This is a genomic window from Erysipelothrix rhusiopathiae, from assembly GCF_900637845.1.
In the GTDB taxonomy this organism is placed as follows: Bacteria; Bacillota_I; Bacilli_A; order Erysipelotrichales; family Erysipelotrichaceae; genus Erysipelothrix; species Erysipelothrix rhusiopathiae.
In genome coordinates this window covers 804,016-820,807 of the sequence record NZ_LR134439.1, presented here as the reverse complement: position 1 = coordinate 820,807, position 16,792 = coordinate 804,016, and the positions used below count along the sequence as shown (strand labels likewise).

At 36.5% G+C, this 16,792-nt stretch carries 13 protein-coding genes; 2 read left to right on the top strand and 11 right to left on the bottom strand.

Features of this window, described 5'->3' with window-relative positions:
- Nucleotides 1-4: 4 nt before the first annotated feature.
- The 11 genes from glmM to EL194_RS03945 all read right to left on the bottom strand — a co-directional run bounded on the left by glmM (nucleotide 5) and on the right by EL194_RS03945 (nucleotide 13,433).
- Nucleotides 5-1,327 (bottom strand): phosphoglucosamine mutase, encoded by a 1,323-nt coding sequence (gene glmM / locus EL194_RS03995; RefSeq protein WP_003775923.1) that lies wholly within the window; start codon nucleotides 1,325-1,327, stop codon nucleotides 5-7.
- 13 nt (nucleotides 1,328-1,340) lie between these two features.
- Entirely contained in the window at nucleotides 1,341-2,732 is a 1,392-nt protein-coding gene (locus tag EL194_RS03990; RefSeq protein ID WP_003775925.1) for a CdaR family protein, read from the bottom strand.
- On the bottom strand, nucleotides 2,713-3,873 hold the full coding sequence (gene cdaA / locus EL194_RS03985) for a diadenylate cyclase CdaA (protein ID WP_003775927.1): 1,161 nt from the start codon (nucleotides 3,871-3,873) through the stop codon (nucleotides 2,713-2,715). The genes EL194_RS03990 and cdaA overlap by 20 nt, the downstream gene beginning before the upstream one ends.
- Before the next feature lie 122 nt (nucleotides 3,874-3,995).
- A complete protein-coding gene (locus EL194_RS03980; RefSeq protein ID WP_003775929.1) occupies nucleotides 3,996-5,678 on the bottom strand; it encodes an ABC transporter ATP-binding protein in 1,683 nt (560 codons plus the stop codon).
- On the bottom strand, nucleotides 5,665-7,359 hold the full coding sequence (locus EL194_RS03975) for an ABC transporter ATP-binding protein (RefSeq protein ID WP_051009471.1): 1,695 nt from the start codon (nucleotides 7,357-7,359) through the stop codon (nucleotides 5,665-5,667). Before EL194_RS03975 ends, EL194_RS03980 begins: the two co-directional genes overlap by 14 nt.
- 87 nt (nucleotides 7,360-7,446) lie before the next feature.
- Nucleotides 7,447-9,390 carry a DUF2207 domain-containing protein gene (locus EL194_RS03970; RefSeq protein WP_034886886.1) on the bottom strand — a complete coding sequence of 648 codons (1,944 nt, stop codon included), beginning with the start codon at nucleotides 9,388-9,390 and terminating at the stop codon, nucleotides 7,447-7,449.
- Between the two features lie 42 nt (nucleotides 9,391-9,432).
- Nucleotides 9,433-9,987 (bottom strand): LemA family protein, encoded by a 555-nt coding sequence (locus tag EL194_RS03965; RefSeq protein WP_013852455.1) that lies wholly within the window; start codon nucleotides 9,985-9,987, stop codon nucleotides 9,433-9,435.
- A gap of 133 nt (nucleotides 9,988-10,120) precedes the next feature.
- Nucleotides 10,121-10,561 (bottom strand): SsrA-binding protein SmpB, encoded by a 441-nt coding sequence (smpB, locus tag EL194_RS03960; protein WP_003775937.1) that lies wholly within the window; start codon nucleotides 10,559-10,561, stop codon nucleotides 10,121-10,123.
- Complete coding sequence (gene rnr / locus EL194_RS03955) at nucleotides 10,536-12,725, bottom strand: ribonuclease R (RefSeq protein WP_003775938.1); 2,190 nt, start codon at nucleotides 12,723-12,725, stop codon at nucleotides 10,536-10,538. Before rnr ends, smpB begins: the two co-directional genes overlap by 26 nt.
- Nucleotides 12,726-12,755: 30 nt before the next feature.
- Nucleotides 12,756-12,983, bottom strand: coding sequence for a preprotein translocase subunit SecG (gene secG, locus EL194_RS03950; protein WP_003775940.1), 228 nt, complete (start codon nucleotides 12,981-12,983; stop codon nucleotides 12,756-12,758).
- A gap of 243 nt (nucleotides 12,984-13,226) precedes the next feature.
- On the bottom strand, nucleotides 13,227-13,433 hold the full coding sequence (locus EL194_RS03945; protein ID WP_013852454.1) for a helix-turn-helix domain-containing protein: 207 nt from the start codon (nucleotides 13,431-13,433) through the stop codon (nucleotides 13,227-13,229).
- Nucleotides 13,434-13,733: 300 nt separating this feature from the next.
- Between EL194_RS03945 and EL194_RS03940 the strand changes: the two genes are divergently transcribed.
- Both EL194_RS03940 and nrdG read left to right on the top strand, forming a co-directional pair.
- A complete protein-coding gene (locus EL194_RS03940; protein ID WP_003775946.1) occupies nucleotides 13,734-16,085 on the top strand; it encodes an anaerobic ribonucleoside triphosphate reductase in 2,352 nt (783 codons plus the stop codon).
- Entirely contained in the window at nucleotides 16,075-16,620 is a 546-nt protein-coding gene (nrdG, locus tag EL194_RS03935; RefSeq protein WP_003775947.1) for an anaerobic ribonucleoside-triphosphate reductase activating protein, read from the top strand. The genes EL194_RS03940 and nrdG overlap by 11 nt, the downstream gene beginning before the upstream one ends.
- The last annotated feature ends 172 nt before the right edge of the window (nucleotides 16,621-16,792 follow it).

Genomic DNA, 16,792 nt, shown 5'->3' with positions numbered 1-16,792 from the left:
ACCCTTACTCAATGTTATTGATTACATTAATCATATCATTGACATAGTGTTCACACAAATCATCTGTTTGCGCTTCTACCATGACGCGGACAAGCGGTTCTGTACCTGACGGTCTAAGAAGTAAGCGCCCTTCATCACCCAAAGCGCGATGAATGCGGTTCTCAGCCTCTTTTACAGAGTCGTGATTCATAACTGCTTGTTTATCATTAACAGGAACATTTTGAAGTAGTTGTGGGAATCGAATACATTCCGAACCGAGTTCTGCTAATGTCTTTCCAGCTTTTGATGCTATTTCAGCAATAACAAGTGCAGTCAGCACGCCATCACCTGTTGTTGCATAATCTTTTAGTATAATATGGCCCGATTGTTCACCACCAAGCTTGTAATCATTCTCATTCATTGATGCGTAAACATGTTTATCACCAACATCTGTTGTAATTACATTCAAACCTGATTTTTGACAGGATTTCAAGAACCCTAAATTTGCCATGACGGTTGACACAATCGTATCTTCTTTAAGCTGTTTTTCTGATTTAAAGAAGCGACCAAGAATAAATAAGATTTCATCACCATCAACCATCTCGCCTTTATGATTAACTGCGAGACATCGATCAGCGTCCCCGTCAAATGCAAATCCCATATCTGCACCCATTTCAACTACTTTTGCTTGAAGTGACTCCGGATGTGTTGATCCACACTCAGTATTAATATTGAGTCCATCCGGATTGTTATTCATAACAGTCACACAAGCGCCTAAATCTTTAAATAGACGTTCTGCGGAAGAAACAGCCGAGCCATTTGCCGTATCGAGGACGATGTTAAGACCGTCAAAACGTACATCGATTAGCGATTCAAGATATTGAATGTATGTTTCCAATCCTTCTGGAAATTCCACAACACGTCCAATTTCATTACTATGCGCAACATCGATGGATATTTCACCATCAATGTACGCTTCAATTTTTTCTTCTAAATCTGCAGATATTTTCATACCTGTCGAAGCAAAGCATTTTAAGCCATTATCGTAGTAAGGATTATGACTCGCGGAAATCATTACACCACCAGCGAAGCCTTCGTTTTTAACTGCGTATGCAAGTGCTGGAGTAGCACAAACACCAAGTAGATATACATCAGCACCCATAGAAGTTGCTCCTGCAGCAATTGCACTTGCAAACATTCCTGAAGAAAGTCGTGTGTCTTGGCCAACTACAATTTTCTCACCTTTAAACGAGTAACCTAAGTATTGTCCCACTTTAATTGCAATATCCAAACTTAGAGCTTCATTCGCTTTACCGCGAAGTCCGTCCGTTCCAAAATACTTACCCATAAATACTTACCTCTTATTTTCTAAAACTAAATACTGCTGTTTCTTTTGTTGATTTAACTGTGTAGAGCGACGATGTTGGATCGTTATATTCTACGTAGAGTTTAACCTCTTGATTATCACCTGGTTCAATATCACGCATATCAATATACACTTTAACGTTTTCAGGCTTGAATTTTTCAATGTTTTCTTTCGTTCCAAATACTTCTAATGACGTTGTTGTTGCAGTTTTTTGATCACCCGATGTTCCCGGCGAAATCTTCAACTGATTAACATTATGCACAAATAGAATTGGAATATCATCGAATTTCTTAGTTTCACCTTCACCGAGTTTGATATCAAAGTTTACTTTTGAAACTGTACCGTGACGAACTCCCGATGGAAGACTGATGTTATGAACGAGCTTCGTATCTTTTGTTAGACCACTCGCTTGAATTGGAACTTTAATTTCCTCAATGCTATCAAGAACTGATTGCTGAGCATAAATTGTCATCGCTTCATTATCCATTGATAACGATGCAATCGCCTTGCCTTCTGGAATATCTCCTTGGAAAACTGGCTTGATCGGAACAGTTTTATTAGGTGACGTTACATCTACCTTCGCTTTAACCGTCTTCGGCAATACATCAACTGTCGTTAGACGTTCACCTTGTTGGTTATAAGCTACGATTTCTGCATCAGTTGTAAACTGTTCTGTTTGTCCACTAACATCAATTAATGCTTTTACGAATGCCACTTGTGACATTGTTTCTTTCGAAGCTTTAATCGTTACATCTTGCGTTTCTAACTCTGGTGTACCCAATACATATTGGCTTCCAAGTTTATTTTGGTTAACGAATTCAGTACTTAATGTCATGCGTTTTGCTTCTTTGATTCGAATCGTTACATTAGCTGAAGCCGGTGTAATTGTTGTTCGGATGCGAGCTGAAGTAATATTCGTTTTGTAATTAACTTGATGTGTTCCTTCTGCAAGTCCACTCAAGTCTAGTTCAACTTTTAGGTCATTTTGAGGGTTTACCATTGAAATATCACTATAGTCCCCAAATACAATGACATCTACTTTTTCATCAAAATCTACAACTTCATACATCTCTGAGTTATATTTTACAACAACTGGAACGTCTGGAATTTGACGTGCTTGATTTACAGGAGATGGTGTTGATGCAGATACGTTAAATGCAAAATAGATAAGTAACGCAACTGCGAACGCCACGAGTTTAGCATGACGAGGATTAAAGAGAATTCGATCAAACCATGCACTTAGCCAACGTAATACTCGAAGGAAAGCATCACCAATTGATTCGGTTAAATTCGTAATTTTTTCAGATCGTTCTGCGATAATCTGCGCAAGCTCAAGTTTATCCTCAGAATCAAATTTTTTATTTTTCTTATCTTTCTTCGGACTCATTTGGCTCACCTCCTTCATCGTTTAATTTATCTGATGAATTCGTATCATCTGCTTTCGTCACTGATTCCTCAATATCTGATGTTTTCACATCTTCATCCTGTGAAGAATCATCTTGACTCTTTGTTAAGTCTTGCTCGTTCTCTGATGACTTATCTTTTGACTCCGTATCTTTAGGTTTTTTCTTGAAAATACCCATCAATTTTGAAAAGTCTCGTTTTTCCACATTCGTTTCTGTAGGTTCTGTCGATTTAAGGTTTAAATCTGAACTATCAACCTTTTCAATTTTAATTGGATCCACATTCAGTTTCGATAAATTAAATTTACGTTGTTTACGATGTGCACCTAAACTCTGACTTACTTCTTTTTCACTATTTTGGATAAGAAGATTGAGATACTCTCGTAAGCTCGCAGCATCCATTTCTCGAAGTTTTCCGCCTTCAGCAATCGAAATTGTTCCCGTTTCTTCGGATACAATAATCGTTACTGAGTCTGTAACTTCACTTAAACCAATCGCTGCACGATGACGTGCACCATAACGGGTTGGTAAATCTTGAGCCGTCGGTGGGAAATAAGCCGACGCACATGCAATGCGATCCCCTTGAATTATTACTGCACCATCATGAAGTGGTGTTGACGTAACAAAAATAGAACATAAAAGTTCCGAGGTAACGGATGAGTTAATTGGCGTTCCCGTTTTAATATAATCCGCTAAAGAATGACCTTGTTCAAGTGTAATAAGAGCACCTGTTTTTCGTTCTGCAAGCACTGTTGCTGCATCAACAAGCTCGTCCACAAGTTTTTCTTTCTCATTACCGGATAAAGAATGGAGTGCTGAAAAAACGGATGTTTTTCCGAGTCTTTCCAACATAGCTCGGATTTCCGGCACAAAAATAATGACTACGACTAAGAATCCATATTGAATCAATAGATCGAGTAGAGCTTTTAATGTAGTGAGGCTTAGTTTATGAGCAACAAAGCGCATCGCAATGATTAATACGATTCCTTTGAAAATCTGAACAGTTCGAGAATTATTTCTAACAATTCTTAAAATGTAATAAACCAAAACCCAAATAATTGAAAAGTCTACGATAGCCTTTAAACTATTGATGATTGATTGAAATGTTATTAAGGCAAATGGCATAAGAACCTCCTTATTCTCACTAATTATATCACGCTATCGGTGAATATTCATGACTGTCTATAAGAATATCATATTTTGTGTTTTTATTAAATATATTCATTAGATTGTCACATAACTTCACATCAGTATTGACTCATGTAAAGTTCATGATAAAAGCCTTTACGTTCAATAAGTTCCTGGTGTGTACCCTGTTCTACGAGTCTTCCAGATTTCATTACAAGAATCATATCCGAATCGGTAACCGTTGAGAGTCTATGTGCTACAAAGAACGTTGTATGTGACTTCATAATTTGAGTAAATACGTTTTGAATATGGCGCTCTGTAACTACATCAACACTACTCGTGGCTTCATCCAGAATAATTATCGGAACATCTACTAACAGAGCTCTTGCAATCGTGATGAGTTGTTTCTGCCCCAATGACATATTTTTAGAGCCTAATGTGACAAGAGAATCATATCCATCATCGAGTGAAATAATATAGTCGTGACATCCTGCTTGTTTTGCAGCACGAATAATTTCTTCTTCAGATGCCATTTCATTTCCATAGGCAATGTTGTCACGAATGGTTCCTTCAAACAACCAAGGGTCCTGTAATACGATTGACATTGTTTGACGAATGCTTGATCGAGAAACTTCGTCAACATTTAAATCATCTATTAAGATTGATCCCGAATCTACATCGTAATACCGCATCAACAGGTTTAACATCGTAGATTTACCCGCACCTGTAGGACCGACAATTGCGACCTTACTTAATGGCTTAATATCTAAATTCAAGTTTTCAATGATCTTGTTTTTTCCATCATATGAGAAATTAACATTGTCAAAAACAACAGTTTTACCTTCTAATCTTTCTTCATGTGTACAATCAATTTGGTCTTCTTCATCAAGAACTTTTTGTAAACGTTCATAACTTGCCTTCGCAGCAATTATTTGCGAAATAATCGCACTAAACTCATTAAATGGTTTAGAGAACATCATTGAATAACTTAGAAAACTTGTCATGAGACCGATTGTTATTGTATGATTCAGCACACCAAAAGCACCTGTCAGTCCTAATAATACATAGGATAAATTATTCATCAATCGTGTTGTAGGGTTTGTGAGGGCAGACATAAACTGTGCTTTTTCACCGACTTTATTGAGCTCGTCGTTGATTGTTGAAAATTCATGAATCGCCTGATCTTGATAATTACTTGTAAGAACTAATTGGTAGTTATCCACAAATTCAGATGTTCTACCACTAAGTTTACCCGAAAGTTCTTGTTGTCGCTGAAAGTATCCGAAAGATTTTCGAGAAATCATTTTTGAAGTGAAATAAACGATTGGAACCATAACAAATACAACAAGACTCATCACAACATTTATGCGAATCATATAAAACGCCGCTACCAGAACAACAAATACCCCTCCCAGAAACTGTGTCAACAAAAGATACAATCCATCAATAATGAGCTCACTGTCCATTACAAATAAATTTTGAATATCACCGTGTGCGTGCTGATCGATAAAAGAGATTGGTAGACGGGAGATTTTTTCCATGAGTTTTGATCTTAGATTCGAAACAAATCGAACAGAGAATCGATTTGCCATGCGATTGGTTGCCCAACTTAATATAAAATGAATTAGGTATGCAATCGCTGTATAACTTAACATTTCAATCGCGTATTTTAAATCAACGTTTTGATAACCCACCATGCCATCAATTGCTTTACCAAGAAAGTATGGCGTTATGACTAAAGCAATGCTTGAGACGATGCTCGCTAGAACACAAAACAAAAGAAGTTTTCTATTTTTTTTCATGTGTCCCCTCCTCTTGAAGTGCGTAGATGCGTTGATATAGATTGCATCTTTCCAACAGCGTTTCATGGCTTCCTTGCGCAATGATTGTTCCTTTATCAATTACAATAATACTATCTGCGCTCATAACTGAACTTGTTCTCTGACTGATAATGATTTTAGTACTTTGTGCATAATAACGTTCTAAATTTTTGCGAAGTCGCTTATCCGTGAGGTAATCAAGAGCGCTGAATGAATCATCAAAAATCAACAGACTCGGTTTTTTTGCAAGTGCTCGTGCAATACTCAATCGTTGCCGTTGTCCACCGGATAAATTAGTCCCTCCCTCTTGAACTTTCAAATCTAATCCTTTGTCTACTAACTCTTTACCCTCAGCATGTTCTAATGCCTTCTCAATATCGCTCTCTTGCCCCATTCGAATATTATCTTCCATCGTCACACTCAGAAATGATGCACTTTGAGATACATATCCGATACGATTTCGAAGCGATTCAACAGAATAAGATGTAATGTTTTTATCATTAATTTTAAGGGTTCCATCACTTACATCGTACAATCGAGGTAGTAATTTCACCAAACTACTTTTTCCACTCCCAGTAAGACCAATTATTCCTAAAGTCTCACTTGGATTAATTTTCAAATTGAGATTCCTCAATACTTTGCGATTTGTGTGAGGGTAAGCAAATGAAACATCTTGAAATTCAATTTTTATTGGACCCTCTGAAAGAATACTTTCACCCGATACATCCATACTTGATTCAAGTTCAAGAATCTCATCGACTCTTTTCTTCGAAGTATACCCTCTTGCAAAAATCATCACCAAGTTCATAAAAACAATTAAGGTCATAACAAGTTGCGTACAATAGTTTATAACAGCAACCATCTGTCCCTGCGTCATCATGCCTTCATTGATTTGTAATGCTCCCGAATAGACAAGGACTACCAAAACCAGATTCATCATAAACGATGTTAGGGGACTTGAAAGTGTCGAGACAAATCCTACTTTTAGCTGCTTATTTTCTAATGTATTATTATGGTTGGTAAAATTATTAATTTCACGATCATTTTGGGAAAATGCACGAACAATTCTCACACCACTTAGGTACTCTTTAACCTTATGACCAACTTGATCAAGAGATGTCTGTGCATCGAGATGATATACCATTGAAAACCGCATAAATAATCCTACAACGACTAGAAAAAGGGGAAGTGCAATCATTAACTGTTTACCTAACGTTGGACTAAGATGGTAGAGGGCATACAAGCTCCCTAACATAATCATGGGAGCTCGAACCGCCAGGCGAATTGTTTTAGCAATCATTTCCTGGATTTGATTCACGTCCGTTGTAACACGAGTTGTCAACATGGAGCTCGAATATAAATTCGTGTCTCCAAGAGACAGAGTATTAATTTTTTTAAACAACGAAAGACGAATACGTCCTCCGACTTGCTGCGAAATTTGGGATGCCAAATATTGACAGACAATTGAAGACGTATAACCCAATATTGTGAACAATAACATATATCCACTCATCTTATAAATGTATTTAAAATCATTTCCAGCGATACCGACATCGATTAATTTTACCATTAATAATGGTAAAAACAATTCAAAAACAGCTTCTATAAATTTAAAAACAACTGCAATTACCGTTTTGAATTTGTAACCTTTAAAAAAATCCATCATGACCCCCTATATTCAATACTAATATTATACCTTATATTTCAATTTCCTGAATATAAAGAAAAAAGCATCTCTTTTGAGATGCTTTTACCAGCTTCCGCCACCAGTTCCACCAAATCCACCACCGGAGAATCCGCCGCCACCGCCGCCGGACCCAAATGAGCCACCGCCCGATGAAGCGGTAGGAGCTGGGATAGAAACCATTGATGATTGTAAGGTATTCATCGAACGGCTCAATGAATGCCACATATAGTAGGATGTAAAGTTAGGTTGAGATGAAATATACCAGTCAGGTTGTTGAATGGCAATTGATTCAAATTTCTTTGACCAAACATCTGTGACCCCAAGTACATATGCATAAGGAAGAATGTCATAGAATATTTCGGGCGTCTCTTCAACTAACGCTTCAATTCTACTTTGTTCAGCGACTTCAATAAATCGCTTGAGTCCTAAAATTTGTCCGTACCACTCAGAACCAATCTGAGTTCTTCTCCCCATATTTGCAACACTCACAACACTCACTAGATAAAAAACATAAGCTAAGAGCATTGGAACGGGATTTTTAAAACCCCATCCAGTCGCAAAGGTTAAAGCAACCGTTGCGATCGCACTAATAATAAAAAATAGGACTGACATGCTTTTCGGATTACGAGTACCTGCTACACCATCAAAAGACGTAGCATAGTAACCGAAAATACCTAGAACCATAAAGAGACCGTAACCCATAATACCAAAGATATAAGCATCCTCCTCAATTCCCATACGTGCATATCCGACTGATGCTAATACGATTGCAATACCAACCGGGGCTAAAAACATTCCAATAGACTTCAAGACTGTAGATTTTTTCGAAAAAATACGCTCTTCTTTATTTTGTCTAAATCTTAAAGATAAAGATGCTGTAGCATTGCTAATTACATTACCAAATTTGGTATTTAATTCTTTTGTAGTTACTTCCTCTCTATTCTTAAAGAGCGCATTAAACACACGCAACTCTTCGCGATTTCGTACATCTGATAGCTCCGCAATCTTAGTTAACTTAATGTTAGTTCCTTTTTCATCCAATTCTTCAATAGTTAGGAAACCTTTTGAAGCCCAATAGATAATTAACGAGACTATATCTTGGGATTTTGAATAACCACGGTAAACATACCCTATCTCTGCACTGGATAAACCATATGGAGCACTGAACTCGACTGTCTCTACAACAGGATACTCACGACCATATTTGAAGAAAAGAACTGAAATAGCAAAGGCCAAAATTCCCGCAATTGTAACTGTGATGCGTGTATTATCAAAAACAGGAAATACAAAATAATTATGAGGTAAATCCAACCAAACCGTTAAAGCCTCATTATAAATAGGTTGATCAAATGATCCAGTAATCGTGGTCCCCTCTACTTTATAGTTCACAGGCAAGTTGGCACTTGTTGCGTAAAATTTGGGTGTCGCTTCAAACTCCTTCGGCATATGGATTTTGAATGATGTTTTCATCATTGGGAAATCCCAATATTTTGTAATTAAGTTCTGATATAAAAGATCGCCTCGAGATAATTCCAAGTCTCTCGTATTAACGACATATGAAAATTCATATTGTTGGGAACCTTGTAGATATTTCCCAGGTGTCCCAATTTTTAATACAGCTCCATCACTATTATGATCAATATCAACCTCACGATTCTTCACTCGGATATCTGATGTTGGGAAAACATAATCTTTTTTTCCTTCGCCAAAGTCATAATCATTATAGCGGTCGGAAATTGTTACAAAAATCCCTTGTCTTGGCTCGTGGAAATATGCATCCAAGACAATATTGATATTTATGCGACCATCTTCTTTAACATCCAAAGTAATATCAAATGATTCCCCAACTACTGGAAATCCATAATCCTTATAATGATTCTGAATATCTGAAGACGTTGGATTCGGTAAACTCGCTGCGTTGCTCTTTGTCTCATTTGCCGATAAAGGAGTTATGAAAAGTGTTAAAGCTAACACCATAATAAATAACAACTGTTTTATGCGTTTCATATAATAATCCTCCTTATAAAAAAAGGGAGTAACCTCCCTCAATTAAAACTGAACTTTAACGTTTTGACGTTCTGACTCATTATCAACTTCATAAAGAGGTTTGCGTCCAAATCCAAACATATTCGCAAAAATATTTGTAGGGAATGTTTCACGCTTTGTATTATACTGACGTGTTACACCGTTATAGTATTTACGGGATTGCGCAATTTCTGTCTCAATTGTTTTAAGTTGACCTTGTAAATCCATAAAGTTTGTATTTGCTTTAAGATCAGGGTAACTTTCGGTAAGTGCAAATAAGCGTCCCATTGTCTTGCTTAAATCACCTTCTGCAGCTAATTGTTCTTCCATGCCTTGAGCATTTACAGCCTTATTACGAGCCGCAATAACATTTTCGAGTGTATCTTTCTCATGTCCTGCATAACCCTTTACCGTTTCTACAAGGTTCGGAATTAAATCGTAACGTTTTTTCAAATATACATCCATTGTTGAGAAAGCTTCCTCAACCATATTACGAAGTTTTACTAATCCGTTGTAAGCTGAAATTGCAAACAATGCAATTACAACCACAATTGCTAAGATTATCATCCAAAGTTTCATAATCAACACCTCCATGTGTTATCTAGATAGTACAACTTAATCCTAAATAAGTCAATTATTCATACTTTTCGTTATTGCAATTATAAGTTTGTTGAAAAAGATATTTCACCTAAAAAAGAAGCATAAATGCTTCTTATCGTTTCATAGCTTTTTCGATATCTCTTTTAATACTTCGTTCCTTTTCAACTTGACGTTTGTCGAAGAGGTGCTTTCCTTTCGCAGTTGCAATTTCAAGTTTTGCACGACCACGTGATAAGTGAAGATCTAGAGGTACGATTGTATATCCTTGAAGTTGTTGCGCTTTAACAAGTTTCTCTATTTCATGCTGATGCAAAAGTAACTTGCGTTCGCGCGTTTCATCATGATTGAACCGATTTCCTTGTTCAAACTGCGCGATGTGCATTCCTTTAATAAATGCCTCACCGTTCACGATCGAAATAAAGGCATCTTTTAACTGGACTTTGCCCTGACGAACGGATTTTATTTCTGTACCCGTCAAAACAATTCCAGCCTCATAACGATCTTCAATAAAGTATTCATGAAATGCTTTACGATTTTTTGCGACGACGGTCATTAATTCTTCGCCCCTTTCGCTTATCAGTATTTCTTGACTCACTCGGACGGTCTTTTGATTTGAACCCATCCTTCCTTGAATCTGGTTTTCGACGACTCATTTTCTTCTGACCAATAATCTCAAAATTAACAACATGCTCAAGATCATCGACCGAAACAAGTTTAACTTTAAGTTTTTGACCAATCGAATACGTTCTACCCGTACGTTCGCCAATCATTTTTTGTGAAGGTCCATCAAATGTATAGAAATCATCATTTAGATTTCGTACATGAATAAGTCCTTCGACAGTATTTGGTAATTCCACAAAAATTCCAAAATTACTAATTCCACTAATAAAACCAACATATTCTTCACCAATTTTGTTAGACATAAATTGAGCTTTCTTAATTTTTTCAACTTGACGCTCAGCATCTAAAATCGAACGTTCTTTTTTAGATACATGCAATCCTGCTTCAATCGTAAATTGCTCATCTTTTTCTAATTTTGAAAAATCATGTTTCACTGCATATTGTTTAATGCGTTGGTGGAGTAATAGATCCGGGTAACGACGAATCGGTGACGTAAAGTGTGTATAGTCTTCTAATGCAAGTCCAAAATGACCGAGCGGTTCTTGACTGTACTTAGCTTTTGTCATTGATCGCAACATTAAACGGGATACAACAGGATATTCTGGCTTCCCTTCAAAGAATTTTAATGCTTTTTGAATTTCTTTTGGTCGAATTTCTTCAAGATTTCCTTTCAGTCGGTACCCTAAAATACGAAGTGTATGACTTAATTCCTGCATCTTTTCACGGTCTGGTGCTTCGTGAACTCGATAGAGTACGGGTATTGATTGGTAACGACAGTGTTGTGCCACAACCTCATTCGCAATAACCATAAAGGATTCAATCATTTCCTCAGCTTCGCCACGTTCTCTTAAGAAAATATCTAATACATTTCCTTCATGATCGATTACAAATTGACTTTCGGCACTATCAAAACCTATTTGACCTGCTTGGTTTCGCTTATACTGAAGACGTCGTGCGCAATCGAGCATCATACTGACCATTTCTTGAACTTCACCAAGATCCGGTGACGTATTTACTTCCTTATAGCTCATACGACGTTTAGAACAAATAACGGATTCATAGATGTTATAGTCAATAACTTCCCCCGCATAGCTAATATCTATTTGGCATGTCATTGTTAATCGATCTACATTTGGATGTAATGAACAAATACCGTTTGAGAGTTCTTTCGGTAGCATTGGTACCACGCGGTCAACCATATAAACTGAAGAACTTCGTTCGTATGCACTTTGATCTAAAGCGGTTTGCGGTTGAACATAATGTCCTACATCCGCAATATGAACATACAGACGGTATCCCCCATTTAAAGCTTCCATATAAATTGCGTCATCTAAATCTTTTGCATCCTCACCATCAATCGTAATAACGTACTGATCGCGGTGGTCCATACGGTGCTTTGTCTCATTTTGATCAATTTCGGTAGGTACATTTTTAATCTCGTCTAAAACTTCTTGTTTAAAATCGTTATCAATACCGTAAACAAAGAGAACACTTAAAACATCCATCCCCGGTTCATCAGCTTGCCCTAATACTGAAATAATGTCTACATGAATGCGTTCTCCAACTGAAGTTATTCGACCAATACAACGATCATTTTCTTTTAAATCAAGATTTGACGCATCATATTCAACTTTAAATGTAATCTTATTATCATAAGGAATGAAGAATAATTTCTTCCCGTCTTTCTTCATCGTTCCTAAAATAACATCGCGATTACGTTTTACTGATTTAATCACAACACCAAATCGTTTTTCATTACTCTTGATTTCAAAAAGCACATCATCCATATCGAGTGCACCGTTAAAATCGTCTTTACCAATATAAAACGAATCACTTATCGTTTCCGCAAAAGCGAACGTTTCTCGGACAACACGAAAAGAACCAATACCATACTTCACATTATCGATATAGTAAAGATCCTCCCCATCGATGACAATCTCTTTACTTAAAGACATTTCTTCAAGCACTTCATCAATTTCACCAACATTTATTTTTTTGCTTTCAACTACGCTCTCTATAAACGCACTTAATAACACTTTTTCTTTTAATGACTCTAATTGAGTCTTCACTGCTTCATAATTTTTATATTTACTCATAAAATAAAAACCGCTTTTTAGCGGTTTCTCCTATACTTGTGTTTTAAGGATAAACAAAACAAGAGCGAAGAATACAATTCCTGCACCCATCGTTAAATTAGATATAACCTTTTCTGCCCCACGTTCTTTTGTGTTCGAGAATAAGTCTAATCCTTTTCCGCCTGAAAAGGCTCCTGTAAATCCTTCTGATTTTCCACTTTGTAATAGAGATAAAACAATTATAACCGCAGATATGATTAGTAATAATACTTTTGCCATAATATCCAACCTTTTCTATCTTTTCTAGTCTAATTTTAACAAATATTCATTCAAAATACAATTTATTCTTATATATACCAAAAACAACGCATGATATGCCAACTTTTATGTCCACGAATCAAACCCTCACACAAATAATATTATCAAATAAACTAAACTATCCTTATATATAATAAAACCAAGAGATCCTTCTCTTGGTTTTAAATAAGTATCACGAATCGATAACCCCTCAACCATTCACCACTAGATATCATATACAAACTCCAAGATATCGCGTGGTTGACACTTCAACTCTGTGCAAATTGCGTTCAATGTTGAAAATCGAATCGCCTTAACACGAGAGTTTTTTAATTTCGAAAGGTTCACTTCAGATAGTCCTGTTCGTTCAGACAATTCTTTGAGCGTCATTTTACGATCTGCCATGACCCGATCTAGTCTTACAATTATCACTTCGTCACCCCTATCTTTCTATTTTGATTATATCACACAATGATAATCATCATATATTTGCATAATCTTCATTTTTAAGCTGCATAACGCATTATAACCTAAAAAAAACTAAAAAAACATGAATGTTTCTTGAATTAATAACGATAAGCGTTAAATAATATACGTTTTTACTTGTGAAGTAGTGTACTAATCATTTGTAGGCCTATTTCATCTTGGCAAGATTTCCATCTAAATGTATGATAGATATACAAGATAATCATGGATAAAAGTCCGTGATCGATACACTGCAGGAGGAAAAAAATGGAAGGATTAGAACACTTAGAAAAAATCACGATACTAAAGCGTGATAACCAGAAAATGAAATTTAATGGTGAAAAAATTGCAATCGCAATCAAAAAAGGATTTGATTCCCTTGAATCAAATAAATATTCCAATGATGATGCAAATCACGTCTACATGGAGGTTTTGAAGCAAATTGAAGAAATCGCTACACATGAAGACTATATTTCCATTGAACATATTCAGGATTTAATTGAACGTGAACTTCTCCGTCAAAATTATACCGATGTATATGAATCTTTTTCTCAGTACCGTAATCGACGCAATGAGTCACGAAAAATTTTCATCTCAAAACAACATAAATTTCTTAAAGCGATTGAGAAGTTAAATCAAAAAGAAGCTGTTGAAGAAGATTCAAAACGTGAGAATGCGAACGTTGATGGTAACAGTCCGATGGGTATGATGCTGCAGTTTGGATCAACCGTCTCTAAAGAATTCGCAAAAGCATATCAAATGAGCGAGGACTATTACGAAGCACATGATGCAGGACAAATTCATATACATGATATGGATTTTTTACCAATGGGAACTACAACATGTAATCAAATTAATCTCGAACAATTATTTGAGAATGGATTTTCTACAGGACACGGTCATTTACGTAAGCCGAAAGATATCATTTCTTACGCTGCACTTGCAGCAATCGCAATTCAGTCGAACCAAAATGATCAACACGGAGGACAAAGTATCCCTGCATTTGATTATTATATGGCTCCCGGTGTACTTGCAACATTTAAGAAACAATTTAAACAAAAATTATATGATTTTTTAGAAGTTACTGAGCACCTCGAGGAAGTGGACTTTACTAAAATTATTAAACATATTGATCAACTCCCATCAATTACCGTTGATATTCAATCATTTGAACCTTTGATGAAGAAAGATGCTACATTAATGGGCTTGCTTGATAAAGCTTATGATAAAGCACTACGAACAACCGATCGTATTACATTTCAGGCTATGGAAGCATTTATCCACAATCTAAACACAATGCATTCTCGTGCTGGTGCGCAAGTACCTTTTAGTTCAATTAACTTCGGAACCGATATAAGTCCAGAAGGAAGAATGGTAATGGAAAACTACCTTAAAGCACTTGATAAAGGGCTGGGTAAAGGCGAAACCCCTATTTTCCCTATTTCAATTTTTAAAATTAAAGAAGGCGTTAATTATTACCCCGAAGATCCTAACTACGACCTTTTTAAACTAGCGATCAAGACATCTGCTAAGCGACTCTTCCCAAACTTCTCATTTATCGATTCACCCTTCAATAAACAATATTACAAAGATGGTCGATATGAAACAGAGATTACATACATGGGATGTCGTACACGTGTCATGGGCGATGTTACAGACCCAGAACATGAAGAAGTTACTGGACGTGGTAACCTAAGTTTTACTTCTATAAACCTTGTAAGACTCGGAATCAAGCACGGTATTCTTAATCATGAAGAACCAGACTTTGATGGGTTCTATAAAGAACTTGAGCATCTCATGGATCTTGTTAAAGATCAATTGCTTGAACGATTCGAAATTCAATGCAATAAGTCGGTATCGAATTTCAAATTTTTACTCGGTCAGGGTGTTTGGAAAAATTCAAAGGATCTTAAACCAAAAGACAACTTACGCAAAGTATTGAAACACGGTTCACTTGCTTTCGGATTTATTGGACTTGCAGAGTGTCTAAAAGCACTCACAGGTTCACACCATGGTGAGAGTGAAGAATCACAACGTATTGGACTCGAAATTGTTGGATTTATGCGAGATCTAGCCGATAAGTATACTGAAGAAGAACAGTTAAACTTCTCGCTAATCGCAACTCCTGCTGAAGGTTTATCAGGTCGTTTTGTTGGCATTGACCGATCCATATTCGGATCAATTCCTGAAGTTACCGACCGAACATACTATACTAATTCATTCCATGTTCCTGTTTATTATGATATTTCAATCAAAGATAAATTGGCTATTGAGGCACCGTACCATGCCCTTACAAACGGTGGTCATATCACCTACGTAGAACTTGATGGCGATACTACTCAAAACCTTGAAGCCTTTGAGGAAGTTGTACGTATGATGCACGATAACGAAATTGGTTATGGTGCAATTAACCACCCTGTCGATCGTGATCCACTTTGTGGATTCACCGGAATTATCAATGAAGAATGCCCTAGTTGCGGGCGTTTAGAAACTGATGGTGATTATGGGTTCGAGCGTATTCGACGTATTACTGGGTACCTTGTTGGAACCTTGGATCGATTTAATGATGCGAAACGATCTGAAGAACATGATCGTGTAAAACATCGTTATGAAGATTAGACTCGCTTCCTTTATTTCTGACTCCATAGTTGATGGTGAGGGGATACGCTCTGTGGTTTTTACACAGGGCTGTCCTCACAACTGTCCTGGATGTCATAATCAACGCTCAATTCCTTTTGACGGTGGAGAGCTTATTGAGGTTGATGAAGTTATTAATCAAATTCTAGAAGCTGATTTAAAACGAGTTACATTTTCTGGTGGTGAGCCTTTTGTACAGGCTGAGCAACTCTATTTGATTGCGAAAAGGTTAAAAAAAGAAGGATATAATTTATGGTCTTATAGTGGTTACACCTTTGAGGCACTCTTACGACATCGTGATCCTTTTGTTCAAAAATATCTATCACAACTTGATATCCTCATTGATGGTCGTTTTCTAATCAAGAAAAAAAATCTTGCTGCTCTGTTTAGAGGTTCAACAAACCAACGTATAATCGATGTCCAAGCATCGATTCAAAAAGGCGAAGCGATTATTGCCGAAAAATATCGTGATGAATTTTCAGAAGAAACAGAACGCGTCAATGATATCTTTATATAAAAAAAACACCTTAGCGAACTAGGGTGCTTTTTTTATATTAAGGGGAAAGAATTCTGTATGAATATTATTGTTGTTGTTATTCATAAGGGGATATGAATATTTTGGAGAAGAGGTTCATACAGGTAAGATTTCTTCTTACACCTAGAGTATACAAAATAATTGTGTTATGGAT

What these genes read in the sequence shown, in the direction of transcription:
- cdaA (WP_003775927.1), bottom strand. Translation starts at nt 3,873, where the DNA reads ATGCCATTTGCCTTAATAACATTTCAATCAATCATCAATAGTTTAAAG.
- EL194_RS03975 (WP_051009471.1), bottom strand. Translation starts at nt 7,359, where the DNA reads ATGGATTTTTTTAAAGGTTACAAATTCAAAACGGTAATTGCAGTTGTT.
- nrdG (WP_003775947.1), top strand. Translation starts at nt 16,075, where the DNA reads ATGAAGATTAGACTCGCTTCCTTTATTTCTGACTCCATAGTTGATGGT.
- EL194_RS03965 (WP_013852455.1), bottom strand. Translation starts at nt 9,987, where the DNA reads ATGAAACTTTGGATGATAATCTTAGCAATTGTGGTTGTAATTGCATTG.
- EL194_RS03970 (WP_034886886.1), bottom strand. Translation starts at nt 9,390, where the DNA reads ATGAAACGCATAAAACAGTTGTTATTTATTATGGTGTTAGCTTTAACA.
- glmM (WP_003775923.1), bottom strand. Translation starts at nt 1,327, where the DNA reads ATGGGTAAGTATTTTGGAACGGACGGACTTCGCGGTAAAGCGAATGAA.
- smpB (WP_003775937.1), bottom strand. Translation starts at nt 10,561, where the DNA reads ATGACCGTCGTCGCAAAAAATCGTAAAGCATTTCATGAATACTTTATT.
- secG (WP_003775940.1), bottom strand. Translation starts at nt 12,983, where the DNA reads ATGGCAAAAGTATTATTACTAATCATATCTGCGGTTATAATTGTTTTA.
- EL194_RS03980 (WP_003775929.1), bottom strand. Translation starts at nt 5,678, where the DNA reads ATGAAAAAAAATAGAAAACTTCTTTTGTTTTGTGTTCTAGCGAGCATC.
- EL194_RS03940 (WP_003775946.1), top strand. Translation starts at nt 13,734, where the DNA reads ATGGAAGGATTAGAACACTTAGAAAAAATCACGATACTAAAGCGTGAT.
- EL194_RS03990 (WP_003775925.1), bottom strand. Translation starts at nt 2,732, where the DNA reads ATGAGTCCGAAGAAAGATAAGAAAAATAAAAAATTTGATTCTGAGGAT.
- rnr (WP_003775938.1), bottom strand. Translation starts at nt 12,725, where the DNA reads ATGAGTAAATATAAAAATTATGAAGCAGTGAAGACTCAATTAGAGTCA.